A 15,594-nucleotide genomic window follows, 5' to 3' on the forward strand; every position below is an offset into this window, starting at 1 on the left:
TCTCAATCCTTCTTCCTACCGCGATGTTAGATGTGGTAGATTATGGGTGAACGCCTATATTAGTGAATGGATTAGGAGAGGAATATTCCTTGGTAAAGGACCCGCCAAGCTACCAAATAAGAAAGAGCCATATCCTGTTATGGATAGGGTTATTCATCATCGTTCTATCGAGCATGCGCATATTGTGGATGGATTGGTTTCCTGATCAACGACAGGTTCCCATAAAGAACGGGCAATTGGATTTGCGTGATTGGAAGGCTGAAGATGGCGGCATTCTGTTGCTTGATGGGGAATGGGAGGTTTACCCTTCACAATGGCTGCAAGGGGGCAGCCGGCAGCATGCAACGGGCGAGCTGGAGCCGAGGCTGATCTCGGTTCCCGGAGGATGGAATGAGGCTTTGCCTGGTGAAGGCGAGAAGCCAACTCCATATGGATTCGCATCCTATCGCCTGCGAATTCTTGTAGATCCGGAAGAGGCTACTAATTATAGTATTCGCGTACCCAGCGTGCGTACGTCATCCGAGTTATATGTCAACGGCCGATTGCTTGCCAAATCCGGGCAGGTGGCGGACGTGAAGGAAGAATATACAGCGAAGAACCTGCCTTATTCCACAAGCTTTGCGGCAGACGACAACGGCGTCATTGAACTCGTGATTCAGGCCGCAAATTATGTGGATAGTCGAAACAGCGGCATTGTCAGGTCCGTTACATTCGGTTCCGAGGAAGCTCTTGCAAGGGCAATGAAACTTTCCGTTTCGATGCAGACGCTGGGGGCCGTCATATTTCTTATGCACTCTGTCTATGCACTCATTTTGTTTTTGCTGGGAAATCGGGAAAAGAGACTGCTTTATTTTTCTTTGCTGGCTCTATGTATAACCATCAGCAACGTATTCAGCAACGATGAGAAGCTGTTTCACCAATTATTTTACATTGGAAGCGATTGGGATTTCCGGCTTTCCAATATGGCATTCATCATCGGATGTTATGCGTTGTTGGAATGCACGAATCATCGGGAGCTTCCTTATTGGAGCAGGATGTATCCTGTTTACACGGCCATCAATCTGGGGACTGCGGGCATTACGATGTTTCTGGCTCCCCATCAGGTGATTATGCTCTTCCCGGTTTATTTCTTGTTGGCCGCTGTAGCTGTCGTGATTACAATCATGGCCATCTTTAAAAGAGTCATCCAGGATATCAAACACCATCTGTTATTGCTGTGTTCCATGCTCGTACTGGTTCATCATCTGTTATGGTCGTTATTCTGGCGGGAAAGCGGCTTGAGTATGATCCACTATCCGGTTGATTTGGTGATCTCGATGGGATGCCTGGCCTCGATCTGGTTCAAGGGTTATTTCAACATGCATGCAAATACCAGGGAGCTTGCCGCAACCTTGCAAAGAGTGAATGACCATAAGGATCAGTTCTTGGCAAACACCTCACATGAATTTAAGAACCCGCTCCATAGCATGTTAAACATGTCTCAATCCGTTCTGAAAAGGGAACGCCCTTCGCTGCAAAACAGGAGCATCAAAGAGCTTGAAACGATTCTGGCTGTAGGGCGTCAGCTGACCCTAATCTTAAATGATCTGATTGATGTGATGAGTTTACGGGAAGGCAATCCGCGGCTGCAGAAAAAAACTATATCGATTCAGCCTATTGTGACCGGCGTCATCGATATGCTGCAGCTTAACGCAGAAGTGAAGTCGGTAGCTACCTTGAATCAGATTCCGGAAGATTTTCCTTCCGTCATGGCGGATGAGAGCCGGGTGATTCAGATCGTGTTCAACTTGCTGCACAATGCCGTGAAATATACGAACGAAGGGAACATAACGATTCAAGCATTTGCAGATTCCGGAAGAGCTTATATCGTGATTGCTGACACGGGGATCGGAATGGATGAAGACATGCTGAAGCGTCTATTCCTTCCGTATGAGCAAGCGAGTGCTAGCGAGACCATGATTGAAGGCGGCTTTGGGTTAGGTTTAAGTATAAGCAAGCAGCTCATTGAGCTTCATCAAGGTACTTTAGAAGTATCCTCTGCACCGGGAGAGGGCTCGACGTTTACCTTCTCGTTAGAGCTGGCAGGTATGAACGCAGAGGAGGAGCAGAGCGGATCAAACCCGTTCGAGCCAGTGGGATTACGATGGACGCCGATCCAGGAAACAGCCGCAGCCGGCTTGGAAGAAGTGGAACGAATGCCGCCAGCTGCAAAACAACCGGTTGTAATCGAGAATAGTCGTGATCGCCCGCGTCTGTTAATTGTGGATGACGATCCCGTCAACCTGCAAGTGCTAGAAGCCATATTGCCACCTGACGAATATGATGTAACAATGGCAACCAGCGGTAAAGAAGTGTTGGCTGTTCTGGATGCTCAGGAATGGGATCTGGTCATCTCCGATATTATGATGCCGCAGATGTCCGGTTATGAGCTGACTCGAAGGATTCGTGAGCGTTTTACACTCACGGAGCTCCCGGTGCTGCTTCTTACTGCAAGAAGCCAGCCGAAGGATATCCAAAGCGGATTTTTGGCGGGAGCGAACGATTATGTGACCAAGCCGGTGGAAGCAATAGAGATCCGGTCGCGGATCGAGGCGCTGACCACGATTAAACAAACGGTCCGGGAACAACTACGACTCGAAGCGGCATGGCTGCAAGCTCAAATCCAGCCTCATTTTTTATTCAATGCATTAAGTGCTGTAACCGCTCTAAGCGACGTGAATCTGGATAAGATGCGTACCTTGCTTGATGAGTTCAGCCATTTTTTGAGGTATAAATTCAGGTTCCAGAATACGGATGGACTTGTTCCGATTGAAGAGGAGCTGAGTCTAATTCGATCTTACGTCTACATTGAAAGTGTTCGGTTTGAAGACAGGCTGCAGGTTGTATGGGAGCTGGATGACTGCGAGGAATTAAAAGTTCCGTTCCTTTCGATCCAGCCTTTAGTGGAAAATGCGATCAGACACGGCATTATGAAGCGCACGCGCGGAGGTAAAATACATATTCGGATTGCTGTCCGAACCACGCATGCAGAGATAACGGTTCAAGACGACGGTGTCGGCATGAGTGAAGCTAAATTGCAGCAAATATTGGATAGAAAAGCAGAGAATCGGTCGGGCGTCGGCTTGATCAATACGGACCAGCGGTTAAAACGGCATTTCGGAGCAGGACTCCGTATCCAGAGTGTGTTAGGTAAAGGGACCGAGGTAACTTTTCATGTGCGTCTCGGAATGAAGTGACAACGTAAGAGCAGTTTGAAACGCAGCCCGGTGTGGTTGCGTTTTTTTATGATTACTCGCTCGAACGCGGGCGGCTCTACGGAGGTTCGCTGACTTGGTTTGGCATATTGCCGCATCCTAAATTGGATCATCTGAGGTGCGAAGCCAAATTTCGCTATCTCATCTATGGATGCTGCAGCTACTCCTTGCGTTTTTCTCCAGGCACAGCTTGGAGTGGGTCTTATTGTATTACAAGATTTTAAGCTGACAGCCGCAACTTCCTGGTATATAAACGGGATGTTGAAAGCTTGAATACTCCGGTGAGTATTAACCTCCAAGCCTTGTTACCGCACCACAACTAACAGTACAATAATTCCGAGCCAAATCAGCCAGGTTACTGGGTGACCGAAATTTAATCCCCAGCCGACTCCGAACCTTTTCTCGACGATTAGGTTTGGATCTTTGCGATTGAAATAAATCATACCTAATAGCCATTTATCATCATCATGGACAGGTCTGACATTGGAGTAATCGGCAGATCGTTCCAAGCGGCTTCCGCCCTGACCAGCCCAGAACGATAAGGCGAAGGCGTATAGGATGATAAAGGCTATTATGATTAGGATAATGGGGATAGCGAAATTGATGTTAAGCAGAGACATCATGTTTAGTTGCACGACGGAAAACAGGATAACTATTAAGAAGCTTGCTGTGATCATAAAACATGACCAAGTACGGCGGAAAGTTACGTCTTGTCTGATGGAACGGTCAGGATCAGTGGGTTGAACCTGCTGCTTCACTCTGCGAATACTCCAATTCTCAAATATGAACAAAAGTGTTATGAACACTTGCACTATCGTAGGCATAAACACAGAACTATAAGATTTAGTTGCATAGCGGTCTACGTTCCAACTGCTGTTGTAATGGATCGGAATCTGATCAGGAATCAGATCGTAGTTGCGTAGCACAGTTACAATACTAACAATAATAATTAAAACATGAATGAGGAACCAATAACTAGACAAGCCAATGTTTCTTTTCCGAAATCCAGTGTCCACTGCCATGATCGATGGTTCCGGAGCAATAGGCAGCATAGGTAGTAACCTTTTCATTTTGAAATGATAGCTAATGTTTATGATTAGGGAGATTACGACCATGGCGAGTGAATAAGTGACAATGATCCAACTTTGTTGCTTGGAATGTTCATCACCGTATATTAGGCAGATGATACAAACAATGAATAGGATGGTATGCAAGGTAGCACTAATCCTGGCATATGACTTCCGCATCTGGCGCAAAGGCTCACTGTGGAATTGTACAGCGCTGACGGTGACCCCAAAACTAATCGTTTCTCTTGTTAAATAAGGCATGCTTACCATGAGTACAATGGTAGGTACAAATACAAAGACCATTACTATAACAGGCATTATCGTCATATCATTCGCCTCCTCTTATACATAAGTGTGTATTCGAAAACTCTATAACCCTTATAACATAATTGAAGAAGGGATTATTCCAATGCAGATCTCAGATGATGGTATTATTAAGCCTCAATATGCTTGGCGGGGAATAACGCTGAATAATAATGAACATCTGACACTTTATCCGAGGGATGAGACCCGTGGACTATATGCAGTCAAAGATACAAATATGAGCATTAGATATCAACTAAACAGATCTGCTAATCATTATGCTTGGCTTAGAGCTTATTACACCCCACCTTATGAATGGAGATCAAGGGTACAATACAAACAGTAACAGACACATATAAGGCTCCAGTTTCAGATTATTATATAGGATTTCTTCGTAATCTGTCCTCTGATGCATTTACCATCAATATATTTGAAATCAAGTTTTATTGCCAACCTTGGGTAAACCGATGTTCTGTTTCTTATGGGCATAGTAAGAGGACTTAAAAAACACTAATTGTCTTCTCCGTACATAACACGACGAAATGTGACATAATGGAAGCGAAAAAGGTCCGTGTTTCCCAAAGATCCCCCATTTTGAATAAAAGCATTGGCAACGTTCGTTTTGGAGGGGAACTTGGAGAAGGCCTGAAATAATTTAACGGCTTTTAAATAGCATATAACTATCATATAATAGAAATATCATATTTTTTTTGACCGGGAAGGGATGTACACTGTCTTGAATGAGAGCGCCTACATCTTTTCTTCAAATATTAACGTGTAAGGACGGTAAACATGAGCAACCGACAAACCGAAACAGACGTTATTTTAATTGGTGCCGGAATTATGAGTGCGACTCTGGGAACATTGCTGAAGGAATTGGTGCCGGACTGGAAAATCACTGTGTTTGAGAAGCTGGCAAGCGCAGGGGAAGAAAGCTCTAACGAATGGAATAATGCGGGGACGGGGCATGCTGCGCTGTGCGAGCTTAACTACACAGCTGAACGACCGGACGGTTCTGTAGATATTAGCAAAGCGATAGACGTGAATGAGCAGTTTCAAGTTTCTATGCAGTTTTGGTCTTATCTGGTGAATGCCAATCTGATTCATAATCCGCAGGATTTTATCATGCCATTGCCTCATATGAGTTTAGTGCAAGGGGCAGAAGATGTCGCGTATTTGAGAAAACGTTATGAAACGATGTCCAATCACCCTCTGTTTCAAGGGATGGAGTACTCCGATGACCCGAAACAGCTGATGGAATGGATTCCGCTGATCATGAAAGACCGTACATCGAATGAGCCCATAGCGGCCACGAAAAGTGACTCGGGTACGGACGTTAACTTTGGCGCTTTAACGCGCATGCTGTTCGAGCACTTAAAGAATCAGAACACCGATATCAAATACAAGCATAGCGTGGATGATATCAAACGCACGAGCGATGGCTCATGGGAATTGAAAGTGCGGAATGATCACGGTCAAGTCGAGCGCCATACCGCCAAATTCGTCTTCATCGGCGGCGGCGGCGGAAGTCTGCCACTGCTTCAAAAATGCGGTATCCCTGAGGGAAAACATACCGGAGGCTTCCCGATCAGCGGACTGTTCATGGTCTGTAACAATCCTGAGGTTGTAGCGGAGCATCATGCCAAAGTATATGGCAAAGCGAAGGTGGGGGCGCCTCCGATGTCGGTTCCGCATCTGGACACCCGATTCATTGATCATCAGAAATCGCTGCTCTTCGGACCTTTTGCCGGCTTCTCGCCAAAGTTCCTGAAGACCGGTTCCATGTTTGACTTATTCGGTTCGATCAAACCGAATAATGTGCTGACGATGCTGGCAGCAGGTGCCAAGAACCTGTCATTGACCAAATACCTGGTCCAGCAAGTCATGTTGTCCAAAGAAAAGCGCATGGAAGAGCTGCGCGAGTTTATCCCGAATGCCAAGATCGAAGATTGGGATATGTTGGTGGCCGGTCAACGTGTGCAGGTGATCAAAGATACGGATATCGGCGGTAAAGGAACGCTTCGATTCGGTACGGAAGTGGTTAGCGCCGCTGACGGATCGATTGCAGCCTTGCTGGGCGCTTCTCCAGGGGCTTCCACCGCTGTTTCGGTTATGCTGGAGGTTGTCGAAAAATGCTTCCCGCAGCATGTTAAAGCGTGGGAGCCGAAAATAAGGGAAATGATTCCTTCCTATGGCTTGTCGCTGTCGGAGAATCCGGAACTTATTCAAGATATGCATGCTTCCACCGCGCAGGCGCTCGGTCTGAACAGTAATTCGAAGCTTCAAATCGCGCGTTAAGGGGCATTAGTCCAATAAGCATCACAGGAGAGCAGAACAATCAGGTTCTGCTCTTTTTTTTGCATAAAAAAACCCCGATTCGACCGGGGGGATTATTTATTTAGAAGGGCTGCCGCTTCCAACTTGCGAAGGGGCAGCCCAGGTGTAATCATTTATTTATTTCCCTTACGTACCTTGAGCAGCTTGCCTTTCACTGTGGTGTTCTGCATCATCTCGAGCACCATAGGACCTTTGCCATTGAGTATCTCCACATCGGTCACAAAATCAAAAATGGTAATGATCCCGATGTCATCCGCGGTGATCCCATCCAGCTTCGCAATCGTTCCAACGAAGTCCACGGCGCGAAGCTTTTTCTTCTTGCCGCCATTGAAATTAAGCTTCATGATCTGCTGGTTCAGCTGCTCACGCTTGTCTTTTTTCAGCTTAGGCCGAATATTCAGCTTGCGTTCGAACGCTTCCCGGCATTCATCAACCTTCTCTTCAGAGGGAGCGGTCATCTTCGGAATAGCAAAGCCAATATACGCTTCGATATCGGCTAATCTCCCGGAATCCCTTGGGGTAACGAGGGTAATAGCACTGCCGGTCTGGCCGGCTCGCCCCGTACGTCCTGTGCGGTGTACGTAGCTTTCCTTCTCCAGCGGGATATCGTAGTTGATGACATGAGTGATATTGGAGATGTCGATCCCCCTGGCAGCAACGTCGGTCGCAATGAGATAGCGGAATTGCCCTCGTCGGAATGCGTGCATCACTTCGAAACGCTCTTCCTGCTCCATGCCGCCATGAATTCGATCACACGGGTACCCGAGATCAGCCAGCGCCCGGAATAGGGTATCTACATGCTCTTGTGTCCGGCAAAACACAATGCAGCTGTCTGGATTCGTGGTGATGAGCAGATTTTGCAGAACCGCGAGTTTATCTGCCTCTTTGACCTGGACCTGAGCGTGGTCAATCGTCGCAGTTGTGAGCCCGCTTGCCTTAATCTCGATCTGCTCCGGGTGATTCATGTACTTGTGGGCGAGTTTAGCCACATCCTCGGGAAACGTAGCCGAGAACAGCATGGTCACCCTGTTGCGAGGGAGGGCTTGAATGATCGACTGTACCTGCTCAATAAAACCCATGTTCAGCATCTCATCCGCTTCGTCGATGACGAGATGCGAGATCCGATCCAGTGACAGCGATCCGCGCTCTATATGGTCCAGCACCCGCCCCGGCGTGCCTACAACGATATGCGTTCTTTGCTTGAGCTCGGCTTTTTGCATATGGAAGGGATGTCTCCCATACAAGGGAGTCGCCTTGATTCTCTTGAAGCGTCCAATATTCGTAATGTCCTCGTTGACCTGTAGGGCGAGTTCACGGGTGGGGGTTAGGATTAAGGCCTGCGGCTTATTCTCATTCCATTCCACTTGCTCACAGAGCGGAATGCCGTAGGCGGCGGTTTTGCCGCTGCCGGTCTGGGATTTGACAACAAGATCCCGTTTCTCCAGCGCAACGGGTATGACCTCTGTTTGCACCTCAGTTGGTGTCGTGTAGCCGAGACTATCGAGCGCTCTCCTAATCTCTTCACTTAATGGATAATCTGTAAAACGCTTGTCGCTCATCATTAACCTCTTCTACGTTATATTCGAATACCTATTTATACAGGCTTATACCATGCATTTATCGTATACCTATCTATTATACTCCGAATCTTTCGGTTGTATTTGTTTTATCCAGAAATCAGGGGGTTCATAGACAATGAGGGAGTAGTCCAGTTCATGGCCTTGAGCAGTTGCTAATTGAACGAGCAGTTTTTTATTTAGATCAAAAGGTCGTAAAGCGCTCGTTTTTATCGATATTACCTGGACCCCGTCCCGTGAAGGCTTCCCACTGAGAACGATTTGATTGCCATGTGTGTACACATATGTAACCGTTGTCTGAAAAACAACGATATATAGATCAAGGTCCGTTCTATTCTGGAACACGGGGAACTCAATGCCTACATTTTGCTTAAAGTCTAATTCGCTGGAGATTCCGATGTCATATGTTGTGAATAATCGGTGAAGCGCATAATGTATGCGCATAGGCATGTAGCTCCATCGGCCACCCCAATAGGTGCTATGCCAGTGTTCTTCATATACAGGTCTTCGAAAGTCCGGATCATTCTTCAGTATTATAAAGGGAACGGCCGTACCTTTCTGGAGAACCTCTGAAATCGGGATGATGTCTTTAGGATAGAATGAGTCATCAATTATATCTTCTGGCCATTCCATAATGGTCTGGGGCTTGGATGGTTCCAATCGTTCTAAACGATGTTTAACATCCTCGCCCTCTGGAGGGGGACAGGCTGGAATGGTATAATCTCAGAAAGAATGATTAGAGTGGGAGGCATGAACGATGAGTGAGGAGCTTTTGGAGCAGCTGGAAGAGTGGCATGAAGAGGATGAATATGAAGAAATTGTCGATGCCATTATGGAAATTCCCGCAGAAGAACGGGATTATGTGCTGATCAGCCATTTGGGCAGAGCGATGAGTAATCTTGAGCGTTATGAAGAGGCAGTTGAGCAGTTCTTGCTGATTGCAGAAGAGGGTAAGGATGATCCGCTGTGGCATTACCGCATAGGCCTTGCTTATTACTATCTGGAGCAATATGAGGATGCCCGGAGAGCGTTTGAAGTGGCTGATCACTTGGAGCCCGGTGATGACGATACTTTGGAATTTCTGGAATGGATTCGAAACAAAACTGCTCCGAAGCCTGTAGTGGAATCTGCGGTTATGGCCTATACGGATCCTGACGTGCTGAGCTTTTGGAATGATAGCGCCCCTGCGGCAGAGAAATATGTTTCAGCCCCGCCGACAGATGATGTAATTGAGTCGGTGGAGGAAGCACTGGTCTTCAAACTGCCCGCATCTTACGTAAATATGATGAAATTACATAATGGGGGGATTCCCCACAATCGGTATTTCCCTCTGGGAGAAGCAACAGCTGAGGGAAAAGACGCCATTGAGATTTCCGGTATTCTGGGAATTGGACGAGAGAAGAAAAAATCATTGGCCGGAAGCTTAGGCAGCCGATTTATGATTGAGACGGGCGGTTATCCGGAGGTTGGCGTGGTCATATGTGACTGTCCTTCAGAATCCGAGGTCGTCATGCTGGATTACCGTTCATCCGGCAACGACGGGGAGCCCGAGGTTATCCATGTGGATAAAGGACAGGATTACAAGATCACCCGGATTGGCGTAAACTTCGAGGCCTTCATTAACGGATTGGTGAGTAAGGGGTAACAAAGATTCAGAAACATGCGATTTACAACGCAAGAAAATGCCTCTACAAAAAGGCCCAACTTCTCTGTAACTGTATAGAGGAAGTTGGGCCTTTTGCGTTATGAACCATAAATTGATGTAAACTGAGCCTGTGGAGGAAGCCGTTCATGCATTCATGGAGTTTGATAGCAACATGGGAGAACTGTATTCTGTACACAGACGATTGATGGTCTGGGTTGCAGACGAGGAGCAACATGATTTTCAAATCCACGGATTTTACCAGCACCATGGGTAGTGCTGCAGATCCACCCATGCGTAATGCAATTTTTTTCATGTCCTAAAATATTCCAACCTATGCTAAAATGTAAACAAAACAGAAACGTTAGGGAGGCATTTATTTTGATAGGGCGCAGTGGGAATCCAATACTCAAGGAAGAAACGTTTGAGAAGAGTGGGTATTACAATGACCAGGAAACGATGACGATTGGCGGAACGGTGAACAAATCGTTCATGCTGCTCGCGCTGCTGATCGGGGCAGCGGTCATTTCGTGGGTGATGTTTTTCAACGGGTATGAGGTATTCCCGTTCATGATCGGCGGAGCGATAGGCGGTTTTGTCCTGGCGCTGGTCATCAGCTTTGTGCCGAAGGCAGCACCGTATTTGGCACCAATATATGCGGTTCTGGAAGGCTTCTTCCTTGGGGCATTGTCCGCACATTACGAATATCTGTACTATGGAATCACGCTGCAGGCGGCCTTACTGACGATGTGCATATTCCTGGGCATGCTGCTCGCTTATAAGACAGGTCTGATCCGGGCGACCCCAGGCTTCAAAAAGGGAATTATTGCAGCCACGATCGGCATTGCGCTTGTATATCTGCTTAGTATGGTTCTGGGCCTGTTTGGTGTAGCCGTGCCTTACCTTCATGACAGCACCCCGATCGGCATCGGGATTTCGATTGTCATCATCATCATAGCTGCACTGAATTTCGTGCTCGACTTTAACTTCATCGAAGAGGGAGCACAGCAAGGCGCACCCAAATATATGGAGTGGTACGGTTCCTTCGGTCTCTTGGTTACCCTCGTATGGCTGTATATTGAAATCATCCGCTTGCTCTCGAAGCTGGCGAATCGGGATTAACGCTTTATTTTAGAATGTGAATGATCGCTGTCGGGATGTCCTCGGCAGCGATTTTTTAATATATGGGATGGGGCATGGGTCCGCAGAATAATTAATTCTCGAAAGTAAAACCCTATAAAGTGCGACTTGTGTTTAAATAATAAGTAGGGTAGATATCGTCATCATTAAACTGCGTGAAGAAGGAGATCCCATGACAGACAAGAAAGCCATGATAGATATAGGTTGGAATTTAGACAACAGTTATGCTCAATTGCCGGAAACTTTTTTTGCAAAACAGGCTCCCACGCCTGTGCGTGCACCGGAATTGATTGTGCTTAATGCGCCACTGGCGGCATCTCTTGGTTTAAACGCCAAGGCGCTGCAAAGCCCGGAGGGTGCAGCCGTGTTGGCGGGTAACGAAATGCCCGAAGGAGCCTTGCCGCTGGCACAGGCCTATGCCGGGCACCAATTCGGGTATTTTACGATGCTCGGTGACGGCCGGGCGGTTCTGCTGGGCGAACAGCTCACGCCGCAGGGCAAACGGGTGGATATTCAGCTTAAGGGTTCAGGCCGGACACCATATTCCCGCGGAGGGGATGGCCGGGCGGCTCTAGGCCCGATGCTGCGCGAATATATCATCAGTGAAGCCATGCATGCCCTGGGTATTCCGACCACCCGCAGCTTGGCGGTCGTGTCCACCGGTCAGCCTGTTACGCGTGAAAAGGATCTGCCGGGTGCGATTCTGACCCGCATAGCGGCCAGCCATCTGCGCGTCGGTACGTTTCAGTATGTAAGGGGGGCGGGGACAACCGAGGATCTGCGGATTCTCGCGGATTATACCCTGCAGCGGCATTACCCGGATGCAGAGCCTGGAGCTGGTGCTAACCGCTATCTGGTCCTGCTGCAGGAAGTTATCAAGCGCCAGGCCGCTCTTATTGCCAAGTGGCAGCTCGTAGGTTTTATTCATGGGGTCATGAACACCGATAATATGACCCTGAGCGGCGAAACGATTGATTATGGTCCTTGTGCTTTCATGGATACCTTTGATCCCAATACGGTATTTAGTTCTATAGATTCCCAAGGGCGCTACGCCTATGTCAACCAGCCCTATATTGCGGCGTGGAATCTTGCCCGATTGGCGGAGGCCTTGCTGCCGCTGCTGCATGATGAGGAGGAGCAGGCTGTCAAGCTGGCCGAGGGTGCCATCGGCGCATTTACCGATCTGTATCATGAGCAGTGGCTCGCAGGCATGAGAGCCAAGCTGGGAATTTTTCATATGGAGGAGGAAGACGAAGCCTTGATTGAGGATCTTCTCAAGATGATGAAAAATCATCAGGCCGACTACACCAACACCTTCCGTGCTTTAACCTTTAATAAGCTGGAGGACACGCCTTTGCAAGGCACACCGGAGTTTGCCTCCTGGTATGAGCGCTGGCAGGCCAGACTTGGCAGGCAGCAGGAATCGTGGGATGATGCCCGCGAGCTTATGCGCAGCAGCAATCCTGCCGTCATTCCGCGCAACCATCGGGTGGAGGAAGCGCTGGAAGCAGCAGAGCAGGAAGGGGACTACAGCGTGATGCAAGAGCTGCTGGACGTTCTGGCAGAGCCTTATGCGCATTCCCCGGAGCAGGCGGAATATGCAGTCGTGCCTAAGGGGTCCCGTCCTTACCGGACCTATTGCGGAACGTAAGGGAATAGAGGGTCAAGCAAGGAAGCTTCGTGCTTGACCCTTTTTTATATGGGCTCAGCCTTGTCCATCTGTTACTTCCGAATTCCGCATGAATCCAAATACATCACAAAAAAGCCCCTGGACCTAGAGTCCAAGGGCTGTATATCGTATGGCTATTTTATTCGAGACCTTATTCAACATCATAGCAGAACCGAAAGAAACAGTCTATATTTTTGCCCGGAAATACCATAGAGTGAGGAAGCCGGCAAAACAAATGAACGGGAGCGTGGTTTCATGGGGTGGGCTTGTCATCTCGATCAAGCGGATTTACAGGAGTATGTCGAGAAGGTTCTGGGTACCGGTTATGTTGTGGCGGAAGTGACGAGGATGCATGGTGGCGCGCAGAAGGTCGTCTATAAGATTCATTGCGATAACGGTTTTGTCTGCGTGCTGTATGTGTGGGATTTAACGATGAATTATTTTCAGGAAGAAATAGCGAACGAGCATGATGTGCACGAACGGTCCTTTGGCGCTTATTCGTTTGAAATGAATAACAGATGGCTAAGGGAACACGGCATTTCAACAGCTGCTCTGTATGACCTTCATGTCCATACGAAACAGAGCCGTTACCCGTTTGACTATGCTCTTGTTGAGTATATCGAGGGACAGAAGGCGGAGGCTTATGTTCAGCACCCGGATCAACGGGTCCAAGATGAGGTGCTGGAGCGGCTGGGCGACATGATCGCAGGTATGCATGCACATCAAAGACAGATCTATGGAAAACCTGATCCAAGCGAAGGGCGGCGCCAGGAGCCGTGCCATCTTATGCAGCTGGATAACGCCAAGGAACAGCTCTCATACGTTGTCTTGCATCATGCAGCGATCCGAGACCATCACGACAGGCTGATTGCTATATTGAATGAGCTTGAATCCAGAATAGATTCCCGTAAGCGGTACGGTTATATCCATGGGGAGCTGGGGCCGGACCACGTCTTGGTCACGGAACGCTTCGAGCCGTATCTTATTGATATTGAAGGTGCGCAATTCTTCGACACCGAGCATGAACATACGTTTCTTGAGCTTCGATTCGGAGAGAGCTACCGGTATTTCAGACCAACCGGGCTGGATCCGAACCGAATGTTATTCTACCGCCTGCATCACTACATCTCGCTAACCTCGGGCGGCTTGAAGCTGCTTCACCGCGGGTTTCCCGATCGGGCCTTTGCTCGAAGCCTGGCCGATTACCATGCCCGGAACACCCTGCGATTCATAGAGGAATGGAGATGATCCTCGAGGAGGGTGGCCGTGGCAGGCGGAACGGACTTACAATACGGTTCAACGGTGCCGTAATGAGCACTTACCGGAGCCTGCAACACCTGCAACAGCATAAACAGCCGATGATCTGCATGTTATGCAATCATCGGCTGTTTTGTTAGTAGTGGTGATCGGCGCTTGGCTCAAGAAGCTCAAACCTCGCTCTATTACTTGGAGGCCTGCTGCTTCTCGTTCAAATGCTCGGTCAGGAATGTTATGATTCCGTCCTCCGCATCCTGGGAGTACTGCCAGACCATCGCGCCGGCGAGGTCCTTGTTCTGGATGTAGTTGACCTTTTCCTGCAAGGCCTCCTTATCCTCGTAACTGATGAAGGTATTGCCGTTAAAGAGGTAGGCGGCCATGGCTTTGTTGTCATAATAACGCTTGAAGCCGTTTTTGTTCAGGTAGGCTTTCTCGATCTGTTTGTAATTGAGATTTACCTTGTCGATGTCAATCGGCGTTCCGGGTGCGAAGAGACCATCTTTGCTGCCCTTGACCTCCTTGACGTTCTTCCAGCCGTACGAATAGGCAGGGACACCCAACAGCAGCTTCCTGCTGTCGATATCGTGGTCCAGGTACATGGAGATGATCCCGTCGATGGAGTGCTTGGATTTCCCCTTGCTGTCCACGTACAGATTGGAGTTGAACCCGGTTGTGTCCGACCACTTGCCGGTCAGGTCATAGGTCATCACGTTGATGTAATCCACGTATTTCTCCACTTTTTTGACTTCAACATTGTCGAAATACCAATCCTGTGTTCCCGAGGCGAAGGTCAGCAGGTACTTCTTGTTCTTATGGGGCAGACGGTACAGCTTCTCCCGCAGTTCCTTCATCAGACTGGTGAAATTCTTCGTATCCTCAGGGCGTGCTTTCTGTGTATTCCAGGCATGGAATGCCGGATACTCCCAGTCAATATCTACCCCGTCCAGATCCAGCTCCTTGACCATATGGATGATACTTTCCGTGAACAGATAGCGGTTCCCGTCCAGGGAAGCATCGGAGAAGCCGTCTGCACCATAGCCCCCGATCGCCAGCACCATCTGGGTCTTCGGATTATGCTTTTTCAAATTCTTGATATTTTCTTTGATCTGGTTGTTGGTGGTGCTGTCTTCATGGAAATAGAGGTCCGTTCCCTTAATCTTGGCAAAAGCGATAAAAGCGATGTCGACGCCCTTCTCTGACAGCTTGATATTCTTGTAGTCCTGCCAGGCCTCCACGTATACAGCCGTTATCTTCCGGTCTTCCGCCGAGGAGATCTGATAGAAATATAAGCCCATGCCCCCAAGCAGCAGCACGATAAACATCTTGGTATATATCGTTATTCTCATCG

At 48.3% G+C, this 15,594-nt stretch carries 10 protein-coding genes; 6 read left to right on the plus strand and 4 right to left on the minus strand.

The genetic code is table 11. The features are described from left to right. Nucleotides 1–173 precede the first annotated feature (173 nt). A complete protein-coding gene (locus PGL02S_RS06645; RefSeq protein ID WP_244892317.1) occupies nucleotides 174–3,236 on the plus strand; it encodes a hybrid sensor histidine kinase/response regulator in 3,063 nt (1,020 codons plus the stop codon). 323 nt (nucleotides 3,237–3,559) lie between these two features. Here the strand turns inward: PGL02S_RS06645 and PGL02S_RS06650 are convergent, their stop codons facing one another. Next, nucleotides 3,560–4,648 (minus strand): DUF1648 domain-containing protein, encoded by a 1,089-nt coding sequence (locus PGL02S_RS06650; protein WP_036640399.1) that lies wholly within the window; start codon nucleotides 4,646–4,648, stop codon nucleotides 3,560–3,562. A 768-nt stretch (nucleotides 4,649–5,416) separates the two neighbouring features. Between PGL02S_RS06650 and mqo the strand changes: the two genes are divergently transcribed. After that, the gene (mqo, locus tag PGL02S_RS06655; protein WP_036640394.1) at nucleotides 5,417–6,922 is read left to right on the plus strand and encodes a malate dehydrogenase (quinone); all 1,506 of its coding nucleotides are present in this window, start codon (nucleotides 5,417–5,419) and stop codon (nucleotides 6,920–6,922) included. A gap of 152 nt (nucleotides 6,923–7,074) precedes the next feature. Here mqo and PGL02S_RS06660 read toward each other — a convergent pair whose 3' ends face one another. Together PGL02S_RS06660 and PGL02S_RS28105 are read right to left on the minus strand one after the other, a co-directional pair. Then, nucleotides 7,075–8,520, minus strand: coding sequence for a DEAD/DEAH box helicase (locus PGL02S_RS06660; RefSeq protein WP_006207226.1), 1,446 nt, complete (start codon nucleotides 8,518–8,520; stop codon nucleotides 7,075–7,077). A gap of 69 nt (nucleotides 8,521–8,589) precedes the next feature. Next, nucleotides 8,590–9,198 (minus strand): hypothetical protein, encoded by a 609-nt coding sequence (locus tag PGL02S_RS28105; RefSeq protein ID WP_006207225.1) that lies wholly within the window; start codon nucleotides 9,196–9,198, stop codon nucleotides 8,590–8,592. 97 nt (nucleotides 9,199–9,295) lie between these two features. On the opposite strand from PGL02S_RS28105, the gene PGL02S_RS06665 reads away from it, so the two are divergent. The 4 genes from PGL02S_RS06665 (at nucleotide 9,296) to PGL02S_RS06680 (ending at nucleotide 14,237) form a co-directional block, all read left to right on the plus strand. After that, nucleotides 9,296–10,183, plus strand: a complete 888-nt coding sequence (locus tag PGL02S_RS06665; RefSeq protein WP_036640392.1) for an SMI1/KNR4 family protein — start codon at nucleotides 9,296–9,298, stop codon at nucleotides 10,181–10,183. Nucleotides 10,184–10,561: 378 nt separating this feature from the next. After that, complete coding sequence (locus PGL02S_RS06670; RefSeq protein WP_006207222.1) at nucleotides 10,562–11,302, plus strand: Bax inhibitor-1/YccA family protein; 741 nt, start codon at nucleotides 10,562–10,564, stop codon at nucleotides 11,300–11,302. Between the two features lie 190 nt (nucleotides 11,303–11,492). Beyond that, nucleotides 11,493–12,971, plus strand: coding sequence for a protein adenylyltransferase SelO (locus tag PGL02S_RS06675; protein WP_036640389.1), 1,479 nt, complete (start codon nucleotides 11,493–11,495; stop codon nucleotides 12,969–12,971). A gap of 273 nt (nucleotides 12,972–13,244) precedes the next feature. Continuing rightward, entirely contained in the window at nucleotides 13,245–14,237 is a 993-nt protein-coding gene (locus PGL02S_RS06680) for an aminoglycoside phosphotransferase family protein (protein ID WP_051449204.1), read from the plus strand. Between the two features lie 194 nt (nucleotides 14,238–14,431). Here the strand turns inward: PGL02S_RS06680 and PGL02S_RS06685 are convergent, their stop codons facing one another. After that, on the minus strand, nucleotides 14,432–15,592 hold the full coding sequence (locus PGL02S_RS06685; RefSeq protein ID WP_036640386.1) for a glycoside hydrolase family 18 protein: 1,161 nt from the start codon (nucleotides 15,590–15,592) through the stop codon (nucleotides 14,432–14,434). Nucleotides 15,593–15,594: the final 2 nt, after the last annotated feature.

This window comes from Paenibacillus glucanolyticus NBRC 15330 (assembly GCF_004000885.1).
GTDB classification, from domain to species: Bacteria; Bacillota; Bacilli; order Paenibacillales; family Paenibacillaceae; genus Paenibacillus_AQ; species Paenibacillus_AQ glucanolyticus.

What these genes read in the sequence shown, in the direction of transcription:
- mqo (WP_036640394.1), top strand. Translation starts at nt 5,417, where the DNA reads ATGAGCAACCGACAAACCGAAACAGACGTTATTTTAATTGGTGCCGGA.
- PGL02S_RS06665 (WP_036640392.1), top strand. Translation starts at nt 9,296, where the DNA reads ATGAGTGAGGAGCTTTTGGAGCAGCTGGAAGAGTGGCATGAAGAGGAT.
- PGL02S_RS06650 (WP_036640399.1), bottom strand. Translation starts at nt 4,648, where the DNA reads ATGACGATAATGCCTGTTATAGTAATGGTCTTTGTATTTGTACCTACC.
- PGL02S_RS06675 (WP_036640389.1), top strand. Translation starts at nt 11,493, where the DNA reads ATGACAGACAAGAAAGCCATGATAGATATAGGTTGGAATTTAGACAAC.
- PGL02S_RS06685 (WP_036640386.1), bottom strand. Translation starts at nt 15,592, where the DNA reads ATGAGAATAACGATATATACCAAGATGTTTATCGTGCTGCTGCTTGGG.
- PGL02S_RS06645 (WP_244892317.1), top strand. Translation starts at nt 174, where the DNA reads ATGCGCATATTGTGGATGGATTGGTTTCCTGATCAACGACAGGTTCCC.
- PGL02S_RS06660 (WP_006207226.1), bottom strand. Translation starts at nt 8,520, where the DNA reads ATGAGCGACAAGCGTTTTACAGATTATCCATTAAGTGAAGAGATTAGG.
- PGL02S_RS06680 (WP_051449204.1), top strand. Translation starts at nt 13,245, where the DNA reads ATGGGGTGGGCTTGTCATCTCGATCAAGCGGATTTACAGGAGTATGTC.